The sequence below is a fragment of the Agrobacterium tumefaciens genome (assembly GCA_025559845.1).
Taxonomy (GTDB): Bacteria; Pseudomonadota; Alphaproteobacteria; order Rhizobiales; family Rhizobiaceae; genus Agrobacterium.
Window position 1 is genome coordinate 2,103,002 of record CP048469.1, and the last position, 22,988, is coordinate 2,125,989.

Consider the following 22,988-nt stretch of genomic DNA (forward strand, 5'->3'; position numbering starts at 1 on the left):
ATTTATTGCAAGACCAACAAGTGTGATGATGAATTCTTTAAAAATGAGGAATCATCATGAGCAAGCTGTTCACATCTCTCCGCATCGGTCGTCTCACGCTTCCCAACCGCCTGGTCATGGCTCCCATGACCCGCTCACGCGCCGATGATGCAACCGGAGTGCCGACCGAACCGGTTACCACCTACTATGCCCAGCGCGCCGGAGCCGGCCTGATCATCAGTGAGGGCGTCTACCCGTCTGCAACCGGTAAGGGCTACGTGCGCACACCGGGCATCGTCGATGATGCACAGGTCGCGGCCTGGAAACAGGTGACCGAGGCCGTGCATGCCAGGGGCGGACATATCTTCATGCAGTTGATGCACGCCGGGCGTATCTCGCATCCATCGATGCAACCGGGCGGCGCGCTGCCGGTGGCGCCGTCGGCCATCAAGCCGGAAGGCCAGTCATGGACCGCCAGCGGCCCGCAGGATTACGTCGTGCCGCACGAACTGAGCGTGGCCGAGATCGCCGGTGTCGTCGAGGACTATCGCATCGCCACCCGCCGGGCGCTGGAAGCCGGCTTCGATGGCGTCGAGCTGCACGGCGCGTCGGGCTACCTGCCCGAGCAGTTCCTGTCCTCGGGCAGCAACCAGCGCACGGACGAATATGGCGGCTCCATCGCCAACCGCGCGCGCTTCGTGCTGGACGTGCTCAAGGCCATGGTCGAGGAAGCGGGCGGCGATCGCGTCGGCCTGAAGATTTCGCCGGAGATGAACTTCAACAGCATCTCCGACGCCACGCCGCAGGAAACCTACACCTATCTGGTCGACCAGCTCGGCGGCCTCGACCTGGCCTACCTGCACGTAGCCCTGTTCGGGCCGACCAGCGTCGACTACCACGCACTGCTGCGCCCGCGTTTCAAGGGCGCCTATCTGATCGGCAGCGGTCTGGACCAGGCCAAGGCCGAGGCTCTCGTCAGCGAAGGCAAGGCCGATGCCACGGTGTTTGGTGGCGCCTTCCTGGCCAACCCGGATCTGCCCGAGCGCTTCCGTCTGGGTTCCGCGCTCAATGCGCCGGACAAGGACACCTTCTACGCGCCGGGTGCCAAGGGCTACACCGACTATCCCACCCTGAACGACGCCGCGAGCGCCTGAGGTTAACGCTATGTCTGTTGTCATCGCCCAGCTTCATCGCGCCAACCACGGTGGTAATTTCCGGGGCTACGGGTTGAGGGGCGATGCCGGGTTGCTCTCCCCGTTCCTCGGCGTTGATCATTACTGGATGAGCGCGCCGACCTTTCCGCTCCATCAGCATGCGGGCATGTCGGCGGTGTCTTATCTGTTTCTTGATTCCGAAACGGGAATGAACAACCGGGATTCCATCGGCACGCATAACCTGATCCAGCCGGGCGGCCTGCACTGGACTACTGCGGGCCGGGGCGTGGCGCATGAGGAGGTTCCGGCCGAGCGCGGCAAGACGGTTCACGGGCTGCAATTCTTTGTAGCGCTTACGCCCTCGAAGCGGGACATCGCCCCCTTCCCACTGATCCTCGAGTCACAGGACGTGCCGATCGTGCAGTTGCCGGGCGCAAGGATTCGTGTGCCTCTGGGGAGTTATGGTCAGAAACGCTCTCCGCTGGCCCCACCGACGGAGGTGACACTACTTGACATCTCTCTGGAGGAAGGGGCAGAGCTGACAGTGCCTGTCCCGGAAGGACATTTACTTTTCGCCATGCCGATCTTCGGTACGGTCGAAGTGCAGGACCAGCGCTTCAACAGCGAGGACCTGAAACTACCGGTGCTTCCGGCGCAAGACGCTCCGCGCGATATCGCGTTGAGAGCACCCTTAGGAAGCGTCAAGGTCGTGATTTTCAGCGCACTTCCGCTATCCTTAATCTGATTCCAACCAAACGAGGACTTTTATCATGGCTCAAGAAAGATTCACTGCCGAAAACTCCGCATTGCTATTGATCGACCACCAGGTCGGCACGATGCAACTGATCAAGAACATCGACTCCCAGTTCGCTGGCAAGCAGGCGATCGCGCTGGCCAAACTGGCGAAGATCCTGAACCTGCCGACCGTGATCACGTCCAGCCAGGAAGACCGTGCTCAGGGACCGATCATGCCGGAAATCGCCGAAATCCTGCCCGAAGCGCACGCCGCGCGCATCAAGCGTCCTGGCGTGGTCAATGCCTGGGCCTACCCCGATTTTCGCGATGCAGTGCTCGCCACCGGGCGCAAGAACCTGATCATGGCGGGCGTGACCACCGACGTCTGCCTGATCTTCCCGGCTATTGACGCTGCGCTCGAAGGCTTTGCCGTGCAGGCGGTGATGGATGCATCGGGTTCGCCCAGCGACCTGTCCGAGGAATTCTCGCGCCAGCGCATGCACGATGCAGGCGTCGTGCTCACCGCTACCAACACGCTGATGGCGGAGATCGCACAGGATTGGTCGACGCCCGATGGTCAGCAACTGATCGGCCTGCTGTTCAGCGACGTGTTCCCGGCCCTCGGCGCCGGCATCTCCTGATGCGATAACGGGAGGCGGCGGTGGCCTGCGAGAAGTCATCACAGATATGCCACCGTCGCGAGAAAATTCGTTGCCGTCAGCCCTCAGACTGAATTGCACAGGAGCTGGCGGCATCCTCGATGCGTTCATTGGAAATTGAAACTTGCAGATTCACGTTATCTACTTTGGATGAAAGCGCGATGCGCAGGCATTCGTGATAGAAACAGATTGATCTCACCCACCACACCGTGGTGGTGAACGGCGTGCGCCTGCACTACTTGACGGCCGGTTCGGGTGATCCCCCCTGGTCCTGCTGCACGGATGACAGCCACGCCCAATTCCGCAAGGCGATATGAACGAGGAGAAAAAGCATGTCCTACATTGATGTTTCCAACCACTCCCTGGCTGAGCTGATTTCGCTGCGCGGTCGCACCGCGGTCGTCACCGGAGGCGCCGCCGGCATTGGCCGTGCGATCAGCAAGCGGCTGGCCGAGTCCGGCGCTAATCTGATTATCGGCGACCTCGACGAGGCCAAGGCCAAGGAAACGGCCGCCGAGTTCGCATCCTTCGGCGGCAAGCACATCGGGGCGAGCCTCGATGTCAACGACCATGCCTCGGTCTCTGCACTCGCCGACCTGGCCGTGTCATCGACCGGACGGCTCGACATCTGGGTCAACAATGCTGGCATCTACCCCTCCCGGGCGGTGCTGGACATCACCGATACCGAATGGGATCGCGTCATCGACCTCAATCTGCGCGGCACCTTCTTCGGCGCCCGCGAGGCGGCGCTGCGCATGCAGCCCAACACCGGCGTGATCGTCAACATCGTCTCGACCGCCGCCTACAACGCCAGCAATGGCGCCAACTCCGCCCACTACGTCGCTTCCAAGCACGCGGTGGCGGGCCTGATCAAAAGCCTGGCGGTCGAACTGGGTCCCAAGGGCATCCGCGCCGTGGGCGTCGCTCCGACGCTGACCGAAACGCCCGGCGTGGCGAGCAAGCGCACCGAAGGCGAGGCCGTCAACGAGGCGCTGGTGCGCTACGCGCAGGCGCTGCCCCTGGGCCGGCTCGGCGTTCCCGACGACATCGCCCGCGTCGTCCTGTTCGCAGCGTCAGATCTCGGTGCATTCGTCTCCGGCAGCGTGATCCCCGTGGACGGCGGCGACCTGGCCCGTTGAGACGGCGCGCTTGCCCATGCTGACGGCTGGAGAACCGCCACTCGCGCGGGCCGCCTGCACTGTCCCAAACGAGAGAAAGCATCCATGACCAGATCACTGGCACTGCTCCTGACCACCGCCTTTTCGACCATCTGCCTTGTCGCGGCGTGCGGCACGTCCGCCACGTTCGCCACGCAAACCTCGACCTCGACCTCGACCACTGCGCGGGAATTCGCCGGCCTCGACTTCGATTCCACCCGCTACGAACGCCAGTCCCTGGTTGTCGACGGCAAAAGCATCGCCGTGCGCGCCTACGAGAACATCGTCTACGTCGCCCGGCCGGTGGACACCACCTACCAGGTGATGAACATATACGTGCCCGAGGCGTATTTCCAGGGCCAGGGCATCGGCGCGTTCACCGCGCAGACCGCGCCGATCTTCTTCCCCAACCAGGTCGGTGGCTATATGCCCAGCAAGCCGGGCACGCTGGCCGGCCGCGGCGGGTCACCCGGCGATGGTGGCCCGCGCGGTGCCGAAGCGCTGCCGTCCGGAGGTGCGTCTGCGGGCAGAGGTGCCCCCCCGAGCGACGGCGGCCAGCCCAGCACGATCGCCGTGGCCCTGTCCAAAGGCTACGTCGTCGCCTCGCCCGGCGCCCGCGGCAGAACCACTCAGGACGCGGATGGCCGCTACACCGGCAAGGCGCCGGCGGCCATCGTCGATCTCAAGGCGGCAGTGCGCTACCTGCGCCACAACGATGCGCGCATGCCCGGCGACGCCGAGAGGATCATCTCCAACGGCACCAGCGCGGGCGGCGCACTGTCGGCGCTGCTGGGGGCGAGCGGCAACAGTGCCGACTATGGGCCTTACCTGCAGGCGCTGGGCGCCGCGCAGGCGCGCGACGACATCTACGCCGTGTCGGCATACTGCCCGATCACCAATCTCGAACACGCTGACAGTGCCTACGAGTGGCTGTTCAGTGGCGTCAACGACTACAAGAAGATCGAGATGGCGATGCTGGACTACAACGTGCAGCGCAAGGAAGTCGCAGGCACGTTGACGCAGACACAGATTGGCGTGTCAGGTGTGCTGAAGGCGCAGTTTCCTGAGTATCTCAACAGTCTTGCATTGCAAGGACCGCAGGGGCAGGCGCTTCGGCTGGATGAGGCCGGCAACGGCAGCTTCAGGGAATACATCAAGTCGCTGCTCATCGCTTCCGCGCAGATCGCGCTGGACGAAGGCAGCGACCTGTCGGGCCTGGACTGGCTCACCGTGCGGGACGGCAAGGTGCGGGATCTGGATTTCGACCGATACGTGCGTTATGCTGGCCGCATGAAACTACCTCCGGCGTTCGACGCGCTGGATCTGAGCAGCGGCGAGAATCAGCTGTTCGGCACGCAGGCGATCGATAAGCGCCACTTCACCGCGTTCGCCCAGCAGCACAGCGCCGCCGCCGCCGCACCCCTGGCCGATGCCGAACAGGTCAGGATGATGAACGCGATGCGCTACATCGGTGCGCCCGGCACGGCCACGTCGCGGCACTGGCGCATCCGTCATGGCACCAGGGACCGCGACACTTCACTTGCCGTGCCGGCCATCCTGGCCACGACGCTCCTGAATAAGGGCTACGACGTCGATTTCGCCTTGGCATGGGACCGTCCCCATAGCGGCGATTACGACATGGATGCCCTGTTCGCCTGGATGGAGCGCATCACGCCCGTGAAGTAAGGCTCGCAGTAGGGTCAATTATCTGGACAGTACATTGCCGCTGAACATGCCGCCTCTGAACACAGCGGCGGCAGGATCGGTGGTAAAAAGTACCAGGTCGGTATCCTCACCAGCGTCAACATCATATTCCTTATCGTCGCGGATAAGGACGCTTTCTCCATTTTTCAGTCTCTGGTTACCGAGGGTTGCACTGCCCTGAAAGACGTATAGCAGCCTCACTACACCGGGGGTGGGGATCGTCGGCAATGCCAGACGATTTCCCTTATGAAGTCGGACATCATGCAGCCAGGCCTGGGCGCGGAAAACCAGAGGCGCGAATGAAGGGCCTGCAATCAGCCGCCAGCTATTTTCGCTGAAGGCCGAACTGAAGTCGTGAAACTGCACTTGAGGTGCGAGATCCGGTTCGGATGGTCGGACAAATATCTGCAGACATTGCATTGCATCGGTTTCACCGATGACCCGCTCTTCATGCTGGAACGTATGTCCGGCATTCATCAACATAAGACGTGTATTGGATACTTCTTCCGTATTGCCCACCGTGTCCAGATGAAGCATCTTTCCTGCGCGCACATAGGTCAGTATTTCGTCATCCCGATGAGGATGCATGGCAATGACCGTACCCGGCTGAATAAAGGCATGGTCAATTCGGCCGATCGCGCCGATACCGCTGTCGCCTGAGTTTTCAGCCATACCCGGCCAGAGTATTTCAATGCCAAATCCCCCTGAACCATGCTTGTGCTTCAGGCTACGGTCGATCTTGATCATTTCGGTCATATGTATCTCTCCAGCCAGAGCATCTCTGATGCTCTGGCGCACGTTCATGTTGATGAACCGTTTGCTACGCCTGTCGACGCATCACCCTGCGATGCTCTTAAAGCATCTTTATCCAGTGCCCAGTGCTCCATTACCAGTGTTCACGGTAAGGTCTGACTTCAGTTTCAAAGCTCCAACCCTGGCGCGACTGGGTGGTCAGGCTGTAAGCCGCTTCGGCCACGGCGGCCGGGGAGACGAATTCATCGGCGGCCTTGTCGGGCATTTTTTCCCGCGTCGCAGGAAGATCCACAATGCCATCGATGATAAGCAGCGAAACATGAATGCCTGCCGGCCAGAGTTTACGCGCCATGGATTCAGCCAGACTGCGCTGTGCGGCTTTAGCTGGTGCAAATGCGGCCGTATTTGCGCCTCCACGGCGCGACGCGGTCGCCCCGATGAACAGGATATTGCCTTTCCCACGAGCTTTCATTGCCGGGATAACCTGTTTGGAACACAGCAACGCGCCGAATGCGTTGACCCGCCAGGCTGATTCAAATTGTTCCGGCGTAATCATTTCAATGTCGGAAAGCGCGCCCGAGCCGGCATTGAACAACAATACCTCCGTCTCACCCAGCTCCGTCCGTATCGCGTTAAACGCTGCCGCGACAGAGTTGGCGTCTCCTACATCGCAGGCATAAGCGCGAGCATGGGCGATTTGGGCAGCAAGCCCCTGGGTTCGCTCCAGATTGCGCGCAAGCAATGCGACGGCATAGCCCGCTTCGGCAAAACGCTGAGCCAGTGCCTGGCCATTGCCTTCCCCGGCACCGGCAATGACGGCGACAGGGCGGTTTACAGTGCTGGATAATGTGTTCTCTGTCATTATGGTCGCTTCCGTATAATTACTGTTCCATAGATAAAAACACCATGATCCGAAAGATGTCCGGATTGTTCCAGCTAGATTATGACTTAATAAGTATCGGCGTGCTCAAAAAAAATGGAATTGATTATTCCACATTTGGCGCAGCCTTGCGGTGGTTGCCGAATACAAGATCTTCTTCGTTGCTTCATAAACAGAGGTCAACTCCCCCCTGAACGGCGATCTGGTACCTTGATGATTTCGGCTATCGCTGTAACAACGGTGGCTGCTTGCAGGATCAGAAATTAGATTTGCGTGCGTTTCGCAGATCCAGCAATCAAGATTCGTCATTTCTGCATCAAGGAGACGACAAAATGTCTTTTTTATGCATTATATAACAGTGTATAGATAATTAATTACGGGCGAAAGGAACTGAAATCATAGATAACCTTTCGATACGTATTAAGTAAAATGAGAATACTACTGGAAATTGGATATGAATATTTTACGTGCGGATCCCGCATCAGCATTTGAATATGGTCCTTTCAGGATCCGGCGCATTCGCCCGGGCAGGATTGAGTCAGGAAAAAATGGCAGCGCTTTTGGTGCAATCGGAGTGATCGATCATGTCAACCTTGATCCGGGGGCGCTTATCAAGATGCATGAGGAGTCCAACGATGAAATCCTGAGCTATATATGGCGCGGCTCAATGATGCATGAAGGCAGCGACGGCACGAGGATAGCGCTTTCACCCAAGAAACTGATGATGATGAATGCAGGAAAAGGCGTCAGGCATGAAGAATCCACACCGTTTGTCGCTACCGAATTACTGCGGGTTTATATCCGTCCCCGCCATGCTGATTTGAAGGCTCGGGTTCAGTTTTTTGATCGTCTGGGAGGGGGCGATCTGAATGAGTGGGCCTTCCTGGCTGGGCCGGAAGGACAAAATGCTCCGTTGGACATTCGTCAGGACGTTATTGTTTATGATATCAACCTTGAACAAGGTGTTAGCACGGACATTCCCTGGCATTCAGGTATGGCTCAGTGGCTCTATGTAATGGATGGGGAGATAAGGATCGATGATTCTGTCCTGGCAAAAGGTGACGCGGCCAGCAGTCGCGATGAGGGGTTATCTGCGGTGACAGCAAGCAGGAATACCACCCTGTTATGTTTTCTGGTGAACCTGGATTCACAGGGGATCATGGATGGCCTGATCAGCGGAACAGAGTGAAAGCTAAGGCTCAAAGGTCGACAGAATAAAACTGAATTAATAATAAGTTACCCGGCGTGGCTGTCCGAAATTCATATCATTTGCAGCAGGCCACGGGCAAATTCCTGTTCCAAACCCACTGAACGGGCCCTTTGTAAATCCATTGGGACGCACAAAGGGCGCAGCGGGTGCATGGAAGCGGTTCGGTCACGCGATTGTCATGTATGCCCCGGCAAACCTGAACTGTTGGATTGAGCGTAGCGGCGATATTCGGCGCTGATCCGGCTTGAATGCGTAACCAGCCCGCGAACATAAGGCAGTCGCGCCGCCTCATAGCGAGCGAGTGCCGTAGCGATGGGCTCAGATGTTTCCCGGCAAGCCAGTATCTGGGCCAGCACCGCAGCATCTTCCACCCCGGTCAAATAACCCCGCCCGGTCATTGGCGAGACGACGTGGGCAGCATCGCCCACAACAGCCAATGCGCCGCGCGCCAGACGCGAGGGTCTATACTCGGAGATAGGGGCTCCACTCAATACCTCGGTCGAACTCACGCCGGCCACAACCGCCTCCGCCCATTCGGCAGGCCATATCCGTGGTGCAACCGCGGCCAGTTCTTGCCTGAGCGCTCCATCGATTGTCCCACGTCCGAGGGTGCCGACAATGTGGTCATCCCCTGTCAGGCAACCGGTGCGGCGCAGCAGTTCGTCCCGATGTGCGTCAAACCAGGCGAAGGTGATCTGGCGTCGCCCGGCTTCCAGCGAGCCGTCGCGGCCGGGAAGCGCCGCTGCAACCAGCCGATAGCCTTCCAAGAATTCGATCCACAGTCCCCCATCCGATGGCCAGGGAACCGGATGCGTCAGCGCCCGTTCCTCGATCAGCCCGCGCCACACCAGATAGCCGGCATAGCGGGCGAACGGGTCTTCCGGCGCGATTGCGCGCCGTACGACGCTGCGGTAGCCGTCGGCACCAATCACCGCAGCGGCAATTCGCTCGCTGCCATCGGCAAAAGTGACACGCGCGCAGTCGCCGAGGTCCATGAGCGAGGCGACGGCCCGGCCCTCTTCCACAACAATGCCGGGGGTTGCGGCGACGCGACCGCGCAGCCAGGCGTAGAGCGCTGGCCAGGTCGTCAGCTCACGATAGGCAGGCACCACAGGCAAAACGGGTTGCGTACGCGGATCGTAGCCCACCGTTGCGGCGACCACATCCAGATCGATGCTGAGGCTGTCGCCGCCGTGGACGTGCCCGGTTGTGCGTTCGATGATGCGAACGGGGACATTCCGCCTCGCACAGGCCAGTGCCAGCGTCAACCCAGCCAGCGAGCCGCCGATAATGGTGATTTCCGAAGAGACGGTCGTTGTGGTGTCAGTGTTCATGGACGTTGCCTGTTATCCACCGGCGCGGAGGAGGAGCGACCCGCTCCGCCGCTGAGCATCAGCAGGACAGCCAGCCCGAGCCCTGCCGTCACCGCTCCGGCCACGGCGACGAATGGGTAGGCAAGCCCTGCCGCGATGACAGCGCCGCCCAGCGCCGCGCCGACCGCGTTGCCGAGATTGAAGGCGCCGATGTTCACCGAGGAAGCCAGGCTCGGCGCACCTTGCGCCGCGGTCATGACGCGCATCTGCAGGGGAGGCATCACGGCGAAACTGGCCACGCCCCACAGGAACACAAGTACGGCAGTCGGCACACTGTGGCGCATGAAGATGGCGAAGAGCACCAGAGTGATCACAAGCGCGGCAAGCGAGATCGCAAGCGTCCGGTCCGGATAGCGGTCCGTGAACTTGCCGCCGAGCCAGTTTCCGACCGTGAGGCCGACGCCATAGGTGACGAGCATGGTCGTCACGAAAGTAGTCGAGGCCTCCGTTTCGATCCGCAGCATGGGAACGATATAGGTGAAGACCGTGAACATGGCGCTTGAACTCAGCACAGTCAGCCCGAGCGCGATCCCGACCGGGCGGCTCGCCAGCACACGCAGTTCGGCATAGGCGTTGCCCGCGGGCGGAGCCGGCATAGCCGGCAGTGTTTTCCACAGCGCCGCCATCGTGAAAACGCCGATCCCGGTGATTCCCCAGAACGCGGCGCGCCAGCCCAGCACTTCTCCCGTCCAGGTCGCCAGGGGCACGCCCACCACGTTGGCGATCGTCAGCCCCATGAACATGGCCGAGATTGCCGCCGCCCGGCGATGGGGGGGCGCGAGGTCGGCCGCCACGACGGAACCGACGCCGAAAAACGCGCCGTGATTGAGCGAAGTGATCACCCTGGCCATCAGGAGCATGCCATAGCTGCCGGAAACCGCGGCGAGCAGGTTGCCAAACGTGAAGATCGCGGCTAGCCCGATCAGGAGCGTGCGCCTGGGGAGGCGGCGGGTCGTCAGCGCCATGAGAGGCGCACCAATCATCACGCCCAGGGCGTAGACGCTGATCAGGATGCCTGCCGTGGGAATGGAAACACCGAGATCATGGGCGATCAGGGGTAGCATGCCCATCGGGGCGAACTCGGTGACGCCAATGCCGAAGGCACCTGCGGCCAGCGCGAGAAGGGGGAGATTTAATTTCATATGACTTTTCCTGTTATATCCACCCCGAGTGGTCATGGACGATATTTGGGCGCCTCTTGTGCAAAGCACCCGTGTGAAACACTTGCAGAAACAACGACAATCCCTTCACTGGAACACCTTTTGCAGGACGGAAAGCACCGCGGCACTCACGGCGATCCAGATCACAATCCAGAAAAACTCTATCCCCGCCATCAGGGAAGCCTGCTGGCTGATTTGCTGGGCGACCTGTGCCATGGCCATCTGGGTGGCCTGCCCAGCTTCATGGGACAAAGAAAAGAACTGGCTGAGTTGCTGCAGTTGTTGCGTGAAGATGGGGTCTTCATGAGTCAGCCTGATATTTAAAGCGCCGTATTGGACCGTGCTTCTCCATTGCAGGAAGATAGTCGCAATGCTGGTGCCCGCCGCCATTGCGATCTGCCCGAGCATATTCTTGACCTGCTGCGCATGGGCGAACAGCACATCCTCATGTCCGACATCGCGGAAGGTCTGCATCGCGGTGGTCGCCAGCACCAGCATGACAAAGCAGCCGTTGAGCGCGAGCGCCGGCAGGATGTGCAGCCACATATCGGCGACTGGCGTCAGCGAGGACAACAGCCAGCCGAAGGCCGCCAGCGAAAGAAACCCCAGGACGAAGAACTTCTTCGGCGCCGGGTATCTGGGCAGCACGCGCATCATCACCAGCCAGGTCAGCAGCGACGCGGAGAGTCCCAGAGCTTGGAACTTGCCGATGGTTTCCCAGGAATAGCCCAGGCCGCTTTGCAGGAAGAACGGCAGGATGTAGTTGTTGGAACCCAGGATAAGGTAGCTGAAAGAAAACATACCCACGCCCAGGACATAGCGCGGCGTCATCAGTTCGCGGATCTTCAGTAACGGGCGCTCATGGTTATGTTCAACGTGGAAGTAGGTATAGAGTGCGAACACGGCCAGCGTGGCGAAGACCAGCATAATGCCGGTGTCGTTATAGAAGTCGTAATAGGACCGCTGCAGGACGTACAGCAGGAAGAACGAGCCGAGAGCCAGTAGCAGCAAGCGTGCGGGGCTGGTCCGTGTGCGTTCCTGCTCCGGGTGGGGATCTCTGGGCAGGAACCGAATCGAGAGCCCGGCAGCCACCAGCGCGCAGGCGATCAGCACCCAGAACATGGCCTGCCAGGTGTCGTGTGTGACGGCCAGGGATGCGACCAGCGGCGCAGCCGCGGTGCCGCTGGCCAGGCCCACGGCGAATACCTTGATACCGACGAAGCGGCCGGGTCCGGGGGGTATGTGATTGACGAGGATACGCGACGTCGTCATGAACGAAGCGCCACCCAGCGCCATCACCACCCGACCGATGGCAAACGTGCTCAGATTGTGACTCAGGCTGCACAGTAGAGCACCTGCGATGTAAACGATGATCGACCCGATCATGTAGTTGCGCCAGCCGAGGCGTTCGGTCAGCCAGCGCTGCTTGGCGATCACGACCACGGCGACGCAGGCGTAGAGCGCTGCGACCAGGCTGTATTCCTCGGGGCTGGCGTCAATCTCCCCGCGGATTGGGACAGAGGCGAAAGCTATCATGCCGGTCTGGAGAAACTCCAGGCCGCACAACAGGCAAACCGTCGCCAGAAGTGCGCCGTGTTTTCTGTACATAAGGCGAACCTATTGCGCGGCCGCGGTCTGCGGCTGCCCTTCGTTATCCCGGATCACCGCTTCCACAATGGCGTCGGCATCCTGCAACTCATGGTTATAGACTTCGGTCTTGTAGACGAAGCCAGGCTTGATTTCCTTTGAGATCATCTCGCCGCTGCGATCCTGGGCGTTTACCGACACGCGCATCGACAGCCCTACACGCAGCGGTTGGCGGGCGATCTCCTGCGGGTCCAGCGCGATCCTGACCGGCACGCGCTGGGTGACCTTGATCCAGTTGCCTGTCGCGTTCTGGGCGGGCAACAAAGCAAAAGCACTGCCGGTTCCGGCATCCAGGCCCACGATCTTCCCGTGGTAAACCACGCTACGGCCGTAGATATCAGCGGTCAGTTCGGCCGGCTGGCCTATGCGCAGATGCTCAAGCTGCGACTCTTTGAAATTGGCGTTGACCCATAGCTGATCCAACGGGACCACGGACATCAGCGACACACCCGGACTGATACGTTGTCCCAGTTGCACGCTGCGTTTGGCCACGGTGCCATCCACCGGTGACGGAATGGCCGTGCGGGCCCGCGCTATATACGCATCACGCAGGTTGGTCGCGGCAGCGAGCACATCAGGATGTGTGCGCAAATCGGTGCCATCGACCATTGCCCGGCGCTGCGCCAGTGACTGATCTACTGCGGTCAGGGCCGCCTGCGCATTCTTGAGCACATCTTCTACATGGCTGATCTCCTCGCGTGAGACGGCGCCGCTGGCGGCGAGCCGGGTACGGCGCGCCAGGTCGGTCCTGGCTTTCTGGACATCGTTCTGACGCTGCGCAACCTCGGCTTCCAACTGCCGGACCTGCGAATATTGCGTCCGGGCCATCCGCGTGGCCTTGGCCAGTTCGGTTCTGGCTCGCTCGAATTGAACTTCCTGGTCGACCGGATTGAGCGTGACCAGCGGCGCACCGGCTTTCACATAGTCAGTGTTGTCGGCCCCGATAGCCGTCACGGTGCCGCTGATCTGAGCGGTCACCTGCACGACGTTGCCGTCCACATAGGCATCCTCGGTCCGCTCGACAGTACCTTGCAAGGTATACCAGGCGACCCCAGCGACCAGGAGCAAGATCACCGCAGCGGTTACCGCCTGGCCACGTGTCTGAAACGGCAAGGGCGCTTTGCCGTCGTCCGGATGACTGGGCGGCGTTTGTGCCAGACCGGGTTGTGTATTTTGATTCATGTTCATGGATTCCTTATTCTTTGGCGCCATCACGAGGCAAATCGGGAACGTAGCCGCCGCCCAGGGCACGGCTCAGGTTCGCTTCCAGGGCCAGACCCCGGGATTGCAGCTGGACGAGTTGCCGCCGCTGCGAGAGCGCATCGCTTTGCGTGGCCAGCACCTGAATGTAGGTCGCCAGTCCAGCGGCGTAGCGTTGATCGACCAACTTAGCGGCATCATCGGCCGTCTGCACCGCCTGTTGTTGCTGGTCGATGCGCTCGCGCAGCCAGCGGATCGATGAGAGCTGGTCCGAGATGTCGTGCAGCGCATCGACCAGCGTCTGGTTGTAATCCTCGACCGCAATGTCATAGGCGGCGTTCTGCGCGGCCAGATTGGCGCGCAGCCTTCCCCCCTCGAAGATCGGCAGGCTGATGGCGGGCCCGATGCCCAGAATTCGGCTGCTGGCCTCGGTGAGCTGATCAAAGCCGAGGCTCTGGTAGCCGGCGAAAGCCGACAGGTTGATGTTCGGATAAAAGCGTGCCTTCGCGCCTTCGATCTCGTGGCTTGCTGCCTCCACGCGCCAGCGTTGGGCGACAATGTCCGGGCGATGGCCCAGGAGCTCCGCAGGCAAGGCACTGGGAATGGTCACTGTATCGGGGCGCCTGAGTTGCGGCGTGGTGATAGCGCGGCCCCGGTCTGGTCCCTTGCCAAGCAGGGCTGCGAGCCTGTTACGGCTCAACTCCATCGATTCGCCCAGCGCCGCAATCCGGGCACGGGTTGCAGGGATGGCAGCCTGCGATTGCTTGATATCGATCTGCGAATCCAATTCCGCAGCAAATCGCTGTTGCGTAAGCGACAAAACCTGCTCTTGTCGCCTGAGCATCTGACGTTCGATTGCCAGTTGCTCATAGCTCTGCTGCAGCTCGATATAGGCCTGCACGATTGCTGATGACAACATTAACCGGGTGGCATAGCGGTCTACTTCCATCGCTTTGCCACGCCCCAGGGCCGCCTCGACGGCGGCCCTGTTCTTGCCCCAGAAGTCCAGTTCATAGCCGACATTAAGCGTGCCCTGGTTAACTGTCTGCCAGGTGCCAGCCATCACTGCCGGTGTGGTGCCGTTCTCACTATACCGCTGGCGCGTGCTGGAGATATTGGCATCCATGTGGGGCATTAACTGCGCCTGTGCCATGTTCTGCATCGCTTCCGCCTGGCGGACCCGTGCAGCGGCACCCCGTAAGGTCGGACTACTGGCTAGTGCCTCGTCAACAAGTTGGTCCAACTGGGCGTCGCCGAAACCGCGCCACCACTTTTCCTGTGGCCAGTGGGCATCGGAAACCGTTATGCCGTCCAGTGCTCTGCTGGCTGCCAGGTCGGCAGCATTGCCTATGCTCGAAGATGGCTTGAGATTCCCGGGTACACATCCGGTCAAAACCGATCCACTGACCAGCGCCGCGGCCAGCAGGTGCACGCTTCGCGGTGAGCAGCGTATGCTACGCTCCGGCGGTGATGATAAAGTTTTCATAGATACCATTAGTGTCTATATGGACAAAAAAGAAAGGCCGCAGGGACCTCTCGCTACCGCGCATTGTTTATCGTTAGGGGGCGCGAAGCCCTGATGTCACGATGTGGACAGCATCTTTGATATTCTGCCTGGCTTTCAGATTGCCTGTGAGCAGATGCAGCCATGACATCCCGGTCAACATCACAGCAGCCGCTTCAACGGCCGATGTATCCTCAATTTCGCCCCGCGCAACCGCGCGTTCAAAAATATGCCGCATCGTACGTTCCCTGCGTGGCAGGAAAGTCTCGCGAAACTCTTCCAGCGAGTCTGGATTTAACTGGATTTCCGTGATGAAGCTTCGCAGGGCCTCGCCGGAACGGGTCGAGGCCCACCAGTGCCATAAAGAGCACAAATGAACGTTAAGATCCTGTTCCAGATTCCCCGTGTCAGGAATGATCAGAGAAGCCTCGCCGGAACGTTCGTACACTTCCCTGATCAACGCAGCCTTGCTGCCCCACCAACGATAGATGGTGGGCTTGCTGGCGCCAGCGCGGGCAACCACTGCGTCCAGCGTAAACGCCCTGTAGCCGTTCTCCTCCAGGAGGTCGGCGGCAGCGGTCAGAATGGCCTCGGTACTCTCCGGGCTGCGGACGGCACCTATCGATAGTCGGCTCCGACTTTTTGCCTTGGCCTTCTTGTCCCCAGAGGAGGTATAGGCCTGTTTTCTGGTATTCATAGGCGTATGGTTCCTGCAGATCATCGCAAGTGTCAGCATCACCCAATAGCGACGCGATGTATATTTTGGCTGATCCCATGCCAGAACTGGCATGGGCGTACGATGAGTTATCCGGGCTTGAGGCCCAAAGTCGTTGCCTACCGATGGAGTCTCGGGGACAAGCGACCATTGCTGGATAGATACCGTCAGTATTTATACAATTTTCCAGAGTTCTCGTCAATCATTAGGCATTGCGCGGTTGAAACTTATGGCCTTCCCGTCCTCGCATCCGGGCGGATGCTCCCTTGCGAAAACCAGTACGCAATAAGGGAGGTACGTTCGACGTCACCACCGGCATCAGCAACAAACATCTACGAACCAACCGGGCAGTCGATAAAAACATGATCCAAAAGTTCAGCGTCAGCAAGGAACCCGACAAGCCGATAACGGAGTTGTACGACAACCTATGCAAGAGCTGCCAGTCGCAGCTGCTACTTGATTGACCGGATGGATGAGGGGTGACTCTACCGTATTCGCCATCGTACCGGTCCTTGCCGTAAGCTTGGGCGGCCCGCTTATGCTTGATTTACGAGTGTGATCGGAGAAGTTTGATTAGCCCCTTCCCCTAAAACAATGCGTTCTATTTTTTTGACTTCAATCACTTCGTTCAAAGCCGAGCGCGACCAAAAGCACCAAGTGCAATTCTATTCTTCGTTTATCAATATTTGTTGCGAGTACACATCGAAAAATATATTCTCGAAAAATATCAATTACAAAATAAACTAATTATAAATCCTAATAAATCACGAACATAACCGATTGTTATTATGTGAAAACTGACATTCCAAATTTTCATGCAATCAAAAGGAATCTCAATCAATGATAAGAAAGAAATACCTGTTGAAGTTCCGACGGTGCCAGACCTTGCACACACTGGAGCAAGTTTACAGCCACATGAAAGACAGTGTTCCGTCCTCTGAGCTGGGCGAATTTGAAGGGGCCTGCGACCATCGGCGCGCCGAAATCACCCACGGCCATTTGTGGGACAAAGTACCTGCATCAGCATGGAAGAATGTCAGCTAGGATCCGCGACCGCGTTACCAGATACGGAAAACTCTCCTGCTGACGCACGGTTAGAGCATCAAGTGTCGCTGACGTGTTTCACTTCCGTCAAAGTACCTGCGCGAACAAGCTTCAGGCAGCTTTCCGTCTCTTCGATAAGAAGAGCCGCGCTGCATTCCAGTGCAGCCGCAATTCGCAGGATCAGTGCCAGGGTGGGCATGTGTTCGCCCCGCTCGATCCTGCCCATGTGCGCCCTCTCAATCCCGGCTAAATTTCCCAGTGCCTCCTGCGCCGTACCGCGCTCCGTTCTCAACGCCTTCACCGCCATGCCAAAAGCCTTGGCCGGCTCCGCTTCATAACTTGTACTGCCTGTAGGCCGGCCCCGCCTTATTTCACGCTTTTGCATCTTTCAAAGCGTGAAAGAAGACCGCAAATTAAACCACGTTTAATTAAACGCGGCCTGCTATTATCTGGCTCTGTCTAACGCATCCTTCTTTACGGGAGAGCCAGCCATGCACAGCCAGTACCCCATTGATTCAATACGGATAGCCATCTCCTTTGGAGCCTTCACTGCGCCGCTTGCGGAGCTATTGGCAAAGCAGCGCGCAGAGGAACCCCGTACAGAGATCTGCCTCCTGGAGACGTCGTTTTCTGAACAGGTGCAGGGGGTGGCGGAAGGCCGCTACGATCTGGGGTTTGCCATAGCTCCGCCGGCGAATGCCAATCTCGATAGCGAGGCGCTATGGCACGACGAGATTGCCGTGGCTGTTCCTGAACTCTCACCGCTACTCGCGTTCGAGGAAATTACATTGGAAGAAGTCGTTCGGTACCCTCTGGTGCTCTGGTCCGCGGAAGACTGTGAACCTCTTAGCCGCCGGGTTATCGAATTGCTTAATTCAGCGACGGTGAAATTCAACGTGATTGACCGTGCCAGATCTTTCGAATTGATGGCCGTTCTGGTCGCTGCAGGCTACGGGATCGGCTTCGCAGGAAAATCACGCATCGATAAAGCGCGGAAGCTGGGCATCGTTATGCGTCCGCTGGCCGGATCACCGAACGACCTGAGTACGTATTTGCTTCGCACTCACGACATGTCTTCCTCGCCTATCGAACGGCTGATCGAGCGAGCACGCAAGCTCGACCAGTCTGTGTCGTTCAACTGAGGACTATGCCAGCCGAAGCATCGCCTGATTGTCCTTCAACGAAAAGCACACCGACATAACGACTTCATGCAGGTTCTCCGCGGTCACCGCGTCGACCGGCGCAAGGCCCTTGAAGTCATCGTGCGGCTGGGAAAGCGCACGGTAGATTTCCCATGAGTCCGCCTCGCGTGCGAACTTGAGCACCGCCTGAATCAGCTTGTGCTTCAGCAGCGTGAAATGCCAGTCCGGTACGCGCTGCCCCAGGTTGCCGAGGCTGAGTGCCAACATCTTGCGACCGCTGATCTCGTAGCTGATCCATCGCCGTGACTTGCCAGCCATCTTCGCAAAATCGGCTGCGGAAAGAAGGTGTGGCGAATTGAAGATGTCCAACCGCTCCAGTTGCTCGCGTTGGCTTTCAGACAAGACCGGCGGTGTCCGCGGTCTCGTGATAGCGGACAGTCGATGCACGGAGTCCGGCAGCGTCGGCATACCTGCTCCAGGCTTCGAGACCAACACAATGGGGGCAGGTGGAATTGCTGCTTCAGCACCCTCTGGCACTTCATCAGGCACCTCCGGAACACCTTCCAGATGGACGGTCAGGTGCATGCTCGCGGCTTCGACCTGATGCTGCTCGAACAGATCAAGCCGATCAGCCCAATCCTGCATCATGCGTCGGCGTTGCTCCACGTATTCGGCGTGGTTGTAGGCGGCGCTTACCTTGTCGGGGTCTGAATGCGAAAGCTGTGCGTCGACCCAGACTTTCGGATACCCGATTTCATTCAATGCGGTCGAAATCGTCGCCCGGATACCGTGTCCCGTTAGTTGATCGGTGTAGCCCATACGCTTGAGGGCCTGGTTCAGGGTGTTCTCGCTGATGCGCTTCTTCAAGTCCCAGCCGTGGGAGAACAGGTAGCGCTGTGCCGGCTTGAACTGCTCCAGCATGTACTGAACGATTTCCATGGCCTGTGCCGACAAAGGCACGATGTAGGGAGGAATATCACCGGGGCGCTTGCCCTCCTTACGCATCTCTAGCTGCAACTGTTTCACGACCTCCGGAGGAATGATCCATAGGCCCTGGTCGAGATGAAACTGATCCGGTGTCGCCAGACGCAGCTCGCCGGTACGCACCCCTGTCAGGAACAGCAGCCGCAGCCCGAGCTGGGTCTGAAGTCGGCCGTGGTACTTGCGCAGCCGTGACAGCATCGCCGGCAGTTCATCCATTCGCAGGAACGGGTTGTGGCGAACAGGAGGCATAGGCAGCGCCACCACATCCAGATCGAACGCGGGGTTCTGCGGCAAGCCGGGCACGATGATCAGCGCGTAGCGGAACATTTGCCTGAACCAGGTACGCACCTTCTCTGCCACGCTGAGCGCCTTCCGCCGTTCAATCCTGGCAACGACCTCCAGAAGGTCCGGCCGTTGGATTTCATAGATGGGCCGTTTTCCAAGTGTTGGAAGGATGTCCTTGGCGAAGATGCGCAGGATCTGCGTCAGCGTGCTCTGCCGACCCTCCTTGAGGACAAGCCTGCGGTGCTCGACCCACTTGTCGAATACGGCCTGGAAGGTGTGTTCGTCGGCCAGCCGGACGGCCTGCCGCTTCTGCTTGCGATCCGCTCGGGGATTGATGCCCTTGGCCAGCAGCGCACGCGCCGCATCGCGGAGGGCGCGTGCTTCCCGGAGGCCTACCTCCGGATATGTGCCCAGCGACATGCGCTTCTGCTTGCCAGCCCAATAGTAACGGTAGTGCCAGGTCTTGCCTCCGGTCGGAGAGACCGCGAGGGAGAGTCCGTCGATATCGCTGACGGTGTAAGCCTTGCCGGTCGCCTTGGCGTTCCGGGCGGCCATATCTGAGAGTGCCATGCTCCAGCTCCTGAACTATGAGTCAGGACTAGATGCTTGTCTCGTTGACCTCGCTCCTCCAGCAACAAACCGGAAAGCGCCTCACCCGTATTCATGGACTTAAAAATGGACTTAAAAGTCCCGGATGTTGGCGGTTTCCAGTGGACATCACTGGAATGAAAAAAGGGCCTTTCGGCCCTGTTTTCAATGGCTTGCAGAATTCAGTGGAACTCTACAGAACCTAAATTGGAGCGGGTAGCGGGAATCGAACCCGCGTATTCAGCTTGGAAGGCTGCTGCTCTACCATTGAGCTATACCCGCGGTGGTGATTTCGATCCGTGCAGAATGGTGGAGGGAGTTGGATTTGAACCAACGTAGGCTGAGCCAACGGATTTACAGTCCGTCCCCTTTAACCACTCGGGCATCCCTCCAGTATTCTGCGAGGATCAAGCGACCAAGCTTTGTCCAGATGTCCGTTCGGCGCTGCGCCGTTCGTCGTCTGTGGGGGCGTATATGACGGCCTCGTTCGCTTCTGTCAACACGGTGTCATACGAATTTTTTCGAAAAATTTCGTGCGCCTTCAAAGCCCTGTGGATAGTTTGTCGTGACCGGAGATAATTAGGCCCGACGTTGTCAGGGCTGGTGCGGGCAACACGCCGGAGATATAAGGCGACATGAGCAACGACGCCCCCAAAGACAAATCCACCCGCGATACGCACTACGCCAACCTTCGCCGCGCCGTGCGCGATGCAAAGCGTGAGCGTGGCGAAATCCCGACCCCTCCCCAACAGAAGCGCAAGCATAAAGGCGCGGATGACTGGAAGCCGCCGCAACTCGCAGCGGATCAGGTCTATCTTTACGGACTGCATACGGTGCGTGCCGCCCTTTCCAATAAAGAGAGGCAGATCATCAAGCTGTCGGTCACGCAGAACGCTTTTGCCCGTCTAGACATTGGCGAAGCGGAAGGCCAGTCCTTTCCGGTCGAGTTCGTTTCCCCCCAGGATATCGACAAGGTGCTTGGCCCCGAGGCAATCCACCAGGGTGTGATGCTGGAAACCAAGCCCCTGCCGGTAAAAAGACTGGGTGCGCTGAAAGACAGCCCCTTGATCCTCGTTCTGGATCAGGTCACCGATCCGCACAATGTCGGCGCCATCATGCGCTCAGCCGTCGCATTCAATGCTGGCGCGCTGATTACCACGATGCGCCACAGCCCGACCGAATCCGGCGTGCTGGCGAAATCGGCGTCCGGCGCACTGGAACTCATTCCCTATATCCAGATCACCAATCTCGCCGACGCGTTGGGTGAACTGCACAAGCTGGGTTTCACATCCATCGGACTGGATTCGGAAGGCCCTGCCCCGATCGAGCAGACATTCAGTGGTGACAAGATTGCCCTGGTGCTTGGCGCCGAAGGCAAGGGACTGCGCCAGAAGACGCGCGAAACCGTTTCGGCGCTGGCGCGTCTCGACATGCCGGGCGAAATCAAATCGCTGAACGTTTCGAATGCGGCGGCGATCGCCCTCTACGCAACACAGCAATTCCTGGGAAAAGCCTCGTCGTAAGGCACGTCTTTCTTGCGAAAAAATAAGGCGCGACGCATGCTGCGCCTTATTTGCACGCATGGAGACCAGGATACGATGCCCGATATGATCAAACCGACCGGCGAACTGACGCTTAGAACGCTCGCCATGCCCGCAGATGCAAATCCGGCGGGCGACATTTTCGGTGGCTGGGTCATGTCGCAGATGGACTTGGCCAGCGGCATCCGCGCCGCCGAACGTGCTCGCTGTCGCGTCGTGACGGCAGCGGTGAAGGAAATGGCCTTCGAACTGCCGGTCAAGATCGGTGACACGCTGTCGATCTACACAGAGATCGTTCGCGTCGGCCGGACTTCCATCACCCTTTCCGTGGAAGCATGGGCGCAGCGCTCACGCTTCGACAAGCTGGAAAAGGTCACCGCCGGAACCTTCATCATGGTGGCGATGGACGAAGAAGGTAAGCCCACCCCCATTCCGCCGGCGGAGTAAGACCATGGAGGCCGCCGTCAATGCTGCGGAAGCTTATTCGCACATTCGTGCCGTCATGGGCATGGTCGTCGGCCTCAGTCTCGCCCGCCTTCTGACCGGTCTCGCCGGTTTCGTACAGCATCCGAAAAAGGAACGTATCTATCTCGTCCATCTCGGCTGGGTGGCGTTTCTGTTTCTCATGCTCGTGCATTTCTGGTGGTGGGAACACCGCCTGGCGGCATCCGGCCACGTGCTGGGCTTCGGAGCATTCCTTTTTCTCATCCTGTTCTGCTCGCTGTTTTATTTTCTCTGCGCGCTGCTGTTCCCGACGGAAATGAAGGAATACACCGGATACGAAGATTATTTTTTCTCGCGCAAAGGCTGGTTTTTTGCGTTTCTGGCCGCGCTCTTCGTCACCGATATTGCCGACACACTGCTGAAAGGCCGCGATTATTTCGCCGCTCTTGGTCTGGAATATATCCTCCGCAACATCGTGTTCGTGGCTTTGTTCACGACAGCGGCTTTCGTTGCCAATCGCCGCTTCCACCAAGGCCTCATCGCCTTCGCACTGATCTATCAGGTCGTCTGGATTTTCCGCACTTACGACCTGCTGACCTGAGCAGTCGTCAGAAATTATGGCCCGGCAGGGCCGCGGCCTGTTTCACCCAGTCCGCGAGCTGGGCTTCATCCAGAATATCGTCCTCGTAGATATTGAAGTATCGCACATTAGCCTGTTTCGAAGCCACCGGTGGAACGGGCATGAGCGCACTTCCTCGCATGAAAGCAAGCTGAACGTATTTTTTGTAGCAGTACATCGAGCAGAACCAGCCATCCTCTTTACCGTAAAGCGGCGTATTCCATTTCACGGCTTTTCGGACAGCCGGAAACACGTCCTCCACGATCCGGTCGACACGGCGGCCAATCCCGGATTTCCAGCCCGGCATCGCAGTAATATAAGCCTGAACCGGCTCGTTGCCATGGCCCAAAGGGATCTGCGGGTTGCCGCTGGAGAGCAGCTTCGGTTGGCTTTTCTCGATCATGGGCACCCTTATAGCACGAATGCAGGGTGCCGACGATTGCGCCGCTTTGCGCCGTCAGCCCGGGATCACCTTTGTCGCAGTGACATCGGAAGAAGAATATGGCACCTC

At 59.0% G+C, this 22,988-nt stretch carries 22 protein-coding genes, 2 tRNA genes and 1 pseudogene; 12 read left to right on the plus strand and 13 right to left on the minus strand.

What is annotated here, in order from left to right:
- The first annotated feature begins 56 nt into the window (after positions 1 to 56).
- The 6 genes and pseudogenes from FY156_10810 to FY156_10835 all read left to right on the plus strand — a co-directional run bounded on the left by FY156_10810 (position 57) and on the right by FY156_10835 (position 5,370).
- On the plus strand, positions 57 to 1,133 hold the full coding sequence (locus FY156_10810; GenBank protein ID UXS01917.1) for an alkene reductase: 1,077 nt from the start codon (positions 57 to 59) through the stop codon (positions 1,131 to 1,133).
- Positions 1,134 to 1,143: 10 nt separating this feature from the next.
- Positions 1,144 to 1,878 (plus strand): pirin family protein, encoded by a 735-nt coding sequence (locus FY156_10815; GenBank protein ID UXS01918.1) that lies wholly within the window; start codon positions 1,144 to 1,146, stop codon positions 1,876 to 1,878.
- A 25-nt stretch (positions 1,879 to 1,903) separates the two neighbouring features.
- Positions 1,904 to 2,509, plus strand: coding sequence for an isochorismatase family protein (locus FY156_10820; GenBank protein ID UXS01919.1), 606 nt, complete (start codon positions 1,904 to 1,906; stop codon positions 2,507 to 2,509).
- Between the two features lie 206 nt (positions 2,510 to 2,715).
- A pseudogene (locus FY156_10825) lies at positions 2,716 to 2,810 on the plus strand (alpha/beta hydrolase).
- Between the two features lie 49 nt (positions 2,811 to 2,859).
- Positions 2,860 to 3,666, plus strand: coding sequence for an SDR family oxidoreductase (locus FY156_10830; GenBank protein ID UXS01920.1), 807 nt, complete (start codon positions 2,860 to 2,862; stop codon positions 3,664 to 3,666).
- Between the two features lie 84 nt (positions 3,667 to 3,750).
- Positions 3,751 to 5,370, plus strand: a complete 1,620-nt coding sequence (locus FY156_10835; protein ID UXS01921.1) for an alpha/beta hydrolase — start codon at positions 3,751 to 3,753, stop codon at positions 5,368 to 5,370.
- Between the two features lie 18 nt (positions 5,371 to 5,388).
- Here the strand turns inward: FY156_10835 and FY156_10840 are convergent, their stop codons facing one another.
- Together FY156_10840 and FY156_10845 are read right to left on the minus strand one after the other, a co-directional pair.
- A complete protein-coding gene (locus tag FY156_10840; GenBank protein UXS03116.1) occupies positions 5,389 to 6,135 on the minus strand; it encodes a pimeloyl-CoA dehydrogenase in 747 nt (248 codons plus the stop codon).
- Between the two features lie 139 nt (positions 6,136 to 6,274).
- On the minus strand, positions 6,275 to 7,003 hold the full coding sequence (locus FY156_10845) for an SDR family NAD(P)-dependent oxidoreductase (GenBank protein UXS01922.1): 729 nt from the start codon (positions 7,001 to 7,003) through the stop codon (positions 6,275 to 6,277).
- Between the two features lie 472 nt (positions 7,004 to 7,475).
- On the opposite strand from FY156_10845, the gene FY156_10850 reads away from it, so the two are divergent.
- A complete protein-coding gene (locus FY156_10850) occupies positions 7,476 to 8,210 on the plus strand; it encodes a hypothetical protein (protein ID UXS01923.1) in 735 nt (244 codons plus the stop codon).
- 197 nt (positions 8,211 to 8,407) lie between these two features.
- Here the strand turns inward: FY156_10850 and FY156_10855 are convergent, their stop codons facing one another.
- From FY156_10855 to FY156_10880, 6 genes are all read right to left on the minus strand, one after another.
- On the minus strand, positions 8,408 to 9,565 hold the full coding sequence (locus FY156_10855; GenBank protein ID UXS01924.1) for a salicylate hydroxylase: 1,158 nt from the start codon (positions 9,563 to 9,565) through the stop codon (positions 8,408 to 8,410).
- On the minus strand, positions 9,562 to 10,746 hold the full coding sequence (locus FY156_10860) for an MFS transporter (protein ID UXS01925.1): 1,185 nt from the start codon (positions 10,744 to 10,746) through the stop codon (positions 9,562 to 9,564). Before FY156_10860 ends, FY156_10855 begins: the two co-directional genes overlap by 4 nt.
- Positions 10,747 to 10,851: 105 nt before the next feature.
- Complete coding sequence (locus FY156_10865; GenBank protein ID UXS01926.1) at positions 10,852 to 12,372, minus strand: MFS transporter; 1,521 nt, start codon at positions 12,370 to 12,372, stop codon at positions 10,852 to 10,854.
- A gap of 9 nt (positions 12,373 to 12,381) precedes the next feature.
- On the minus strand, positions 12,382 to 13,593 hold the full coding sequence (locus FY156_10870; protein UXS03117.1) for an HlyD family efflux transporter periplasmic adaptor subunit: 1,212 nt from the start codon (positions 13,591 to 13,593) through the stop codon (positions 12,382 to 12,384).
- 13 nt (positions 13,594 to 13,606) lie between these two features.
- On the minus strand, positions 13,607 to 15,097 hold the full coding sequence (locus tag FY156_10875; protein UXS01927.1) for an efflux transporter outer membrane subunit: 1,491 nt from the start codon (positions 15,095 to 15,097) through the stop codon (positions 13,607 to 13,609).
- Between the two features lie 73 nt (positions 15,098 to 15,170).
- Positions 15,171 to 15,812: a TetR/AcrR family transcriptional regulator gene (locus FY156_10880; protein ID UXS03118.1), complete on the minus strand. Its 642-nt coding sequence runs from the start codon at positions 15,810 to 15,812 to the stop codon at positions 15,171 to 15,173.
- Positions 15,813 to 16,670: 858 nt separating this feature from the next.
- On the opposite strand from FY156_10880, the gene FY156_10885 reads away from it, so the two are divergent.
- Positions 16,671 to 16,874, plus strand: coding sequence for a hypothetical protein (locus tag FY156_10885; protein UXS01928.1), 204 nt, complete (start codon positions 16,671 to 16,673; stop codon positions 16,872 to 16,874).
- Between the two features lie 58 nt (positions 16,875 to 16,932).
- Here FY156_10885 and FY156_10890 read toward each other — a convergent pair whose 3' ends face one another.
- Entirely contained in the window at positions 16,933 to 17,259 is a 327-nt protein-coding gene (locus FY156_10890) for a helix-turn-helix transcriptional regulator (protein ID UXS01929.1), read from the minus strand.
- Between the two features lie 106 nt (positions 17,260 to 17,365).
- Between FY156_10890 and FY156_10895 the strand changes: the two genes are divergently transcribed.
- Positions 17,366 to 18,016 (plus strand): LysR family substrate-binding domain-containing protein, encoded by a 651-nt coding sequence (locus FY156_10895; protein ID UXS01930.1) that lies wholly within the window; start codon positions 17,366 to 17,368, stop codon positions 18,014 to 18,016.
- A 3-nt stretch (positions 18,017 to 18,019) separates the two neighbouring features.
- Here the strand turns inward: FY156_10895 and FY156_10900 are convergent, their stop codons facing one another.
- The 3 genes from FY156_10900 to FY156_10910 form a co-directional block, all read right to left on the minus strand.
- Positions 18,020 to 19,855: a tyrosine-type recombinase/integrase gene (locus tag FY156_10900; GenBank protein UXS01931.1), complete on the minus strand. Its 1,836-nt coding sequence runs from the start codon at positions 19,853 to 19,855 to the stop codon at positions 18,020 to 18,022.
- Between the two features lie 226 nt (positions 19,856 to 20,081).
- A tRNA-Gly gene (locus FY156_10905) sits at positions 20,082 to 20,155 on the minus strand.
- Positions 20,156 to 20,180: 25 nt separating this feature from the next.
- Positions 20,181 to 20,265 (minus strand) — tRNA-Tyr (locus FY156_10910).
- Positions 20,266 to 20,508: 243 nt separating this feature from the next.
- Here FY156_10910 and rlmB point away from each other — a divergent pair.
- The 3 genes from rlmB (at position 20,509) to FY156_10925 (ending at position 22,459) form a co-directional block, all read left to right on the plus strand.
- Positions 20,509 to 21,396 carry a 23S rRNA (guanosine(2251)-2'-O)-methyltransferase RlmB gene (gene rlmB / locus FY156_10915; GenBank protein ID UXS01932.1) on the plus strand — a complete coding sequence of 296 codons (888 nt, stop codon included), beginning with the start codon at positions 20,509 to 20,511 and terminating at the stop codon, positions 21,394 to 21,396.
- Positions 21,397 to 21,471: 75 nt separating this feature from the next.
- Positions 21,472 to 21,861 carry an acyl-CoA thioesterase gene (locus tag FY156_10920; GenBank protein UXS01933.1) on the plus strand — a complete coding sequence of 130 codons (390 nt, stop codon included), beginning with the start codon at positions 21,472 to 21,474 and terminating at the stop codon, positions 21,859 to 21,861.
- A 4-nt stretch (positions 21,862 to 21,865) separates the two neighbouring features.
- The gene (locus tag FY156_10925; protein UXS01934.1) at positions 21,866 to 22,459 is read left to right on the plus strand and encodes a hypothetical protein; all 594 of its coding nucleotides are present in this window, start codon (positions 21,866 to 21,868) and stop codon (positions 22,457 to 22,459) included.
- Between the two features lie 7 nt (positions 22,460 to 22,466).
- Here the strand turns inward: FY156_10925 and FY156_10930 are convergent, their stop codons facing one another.
- Positions 22,467 to 22,880 (minus strand): DUF1801 domain-containing protein, encoded by a 414-nt coding sequence (locus tag FY156_10930; protein UXS01935.1) that lies wholly within the window; start codon positions 22,878 to 22,880, stop codon positions 22,467 to 22,469.
- Positions 22,881 to 22,988 lie beyond the last annotated feature (108 nt).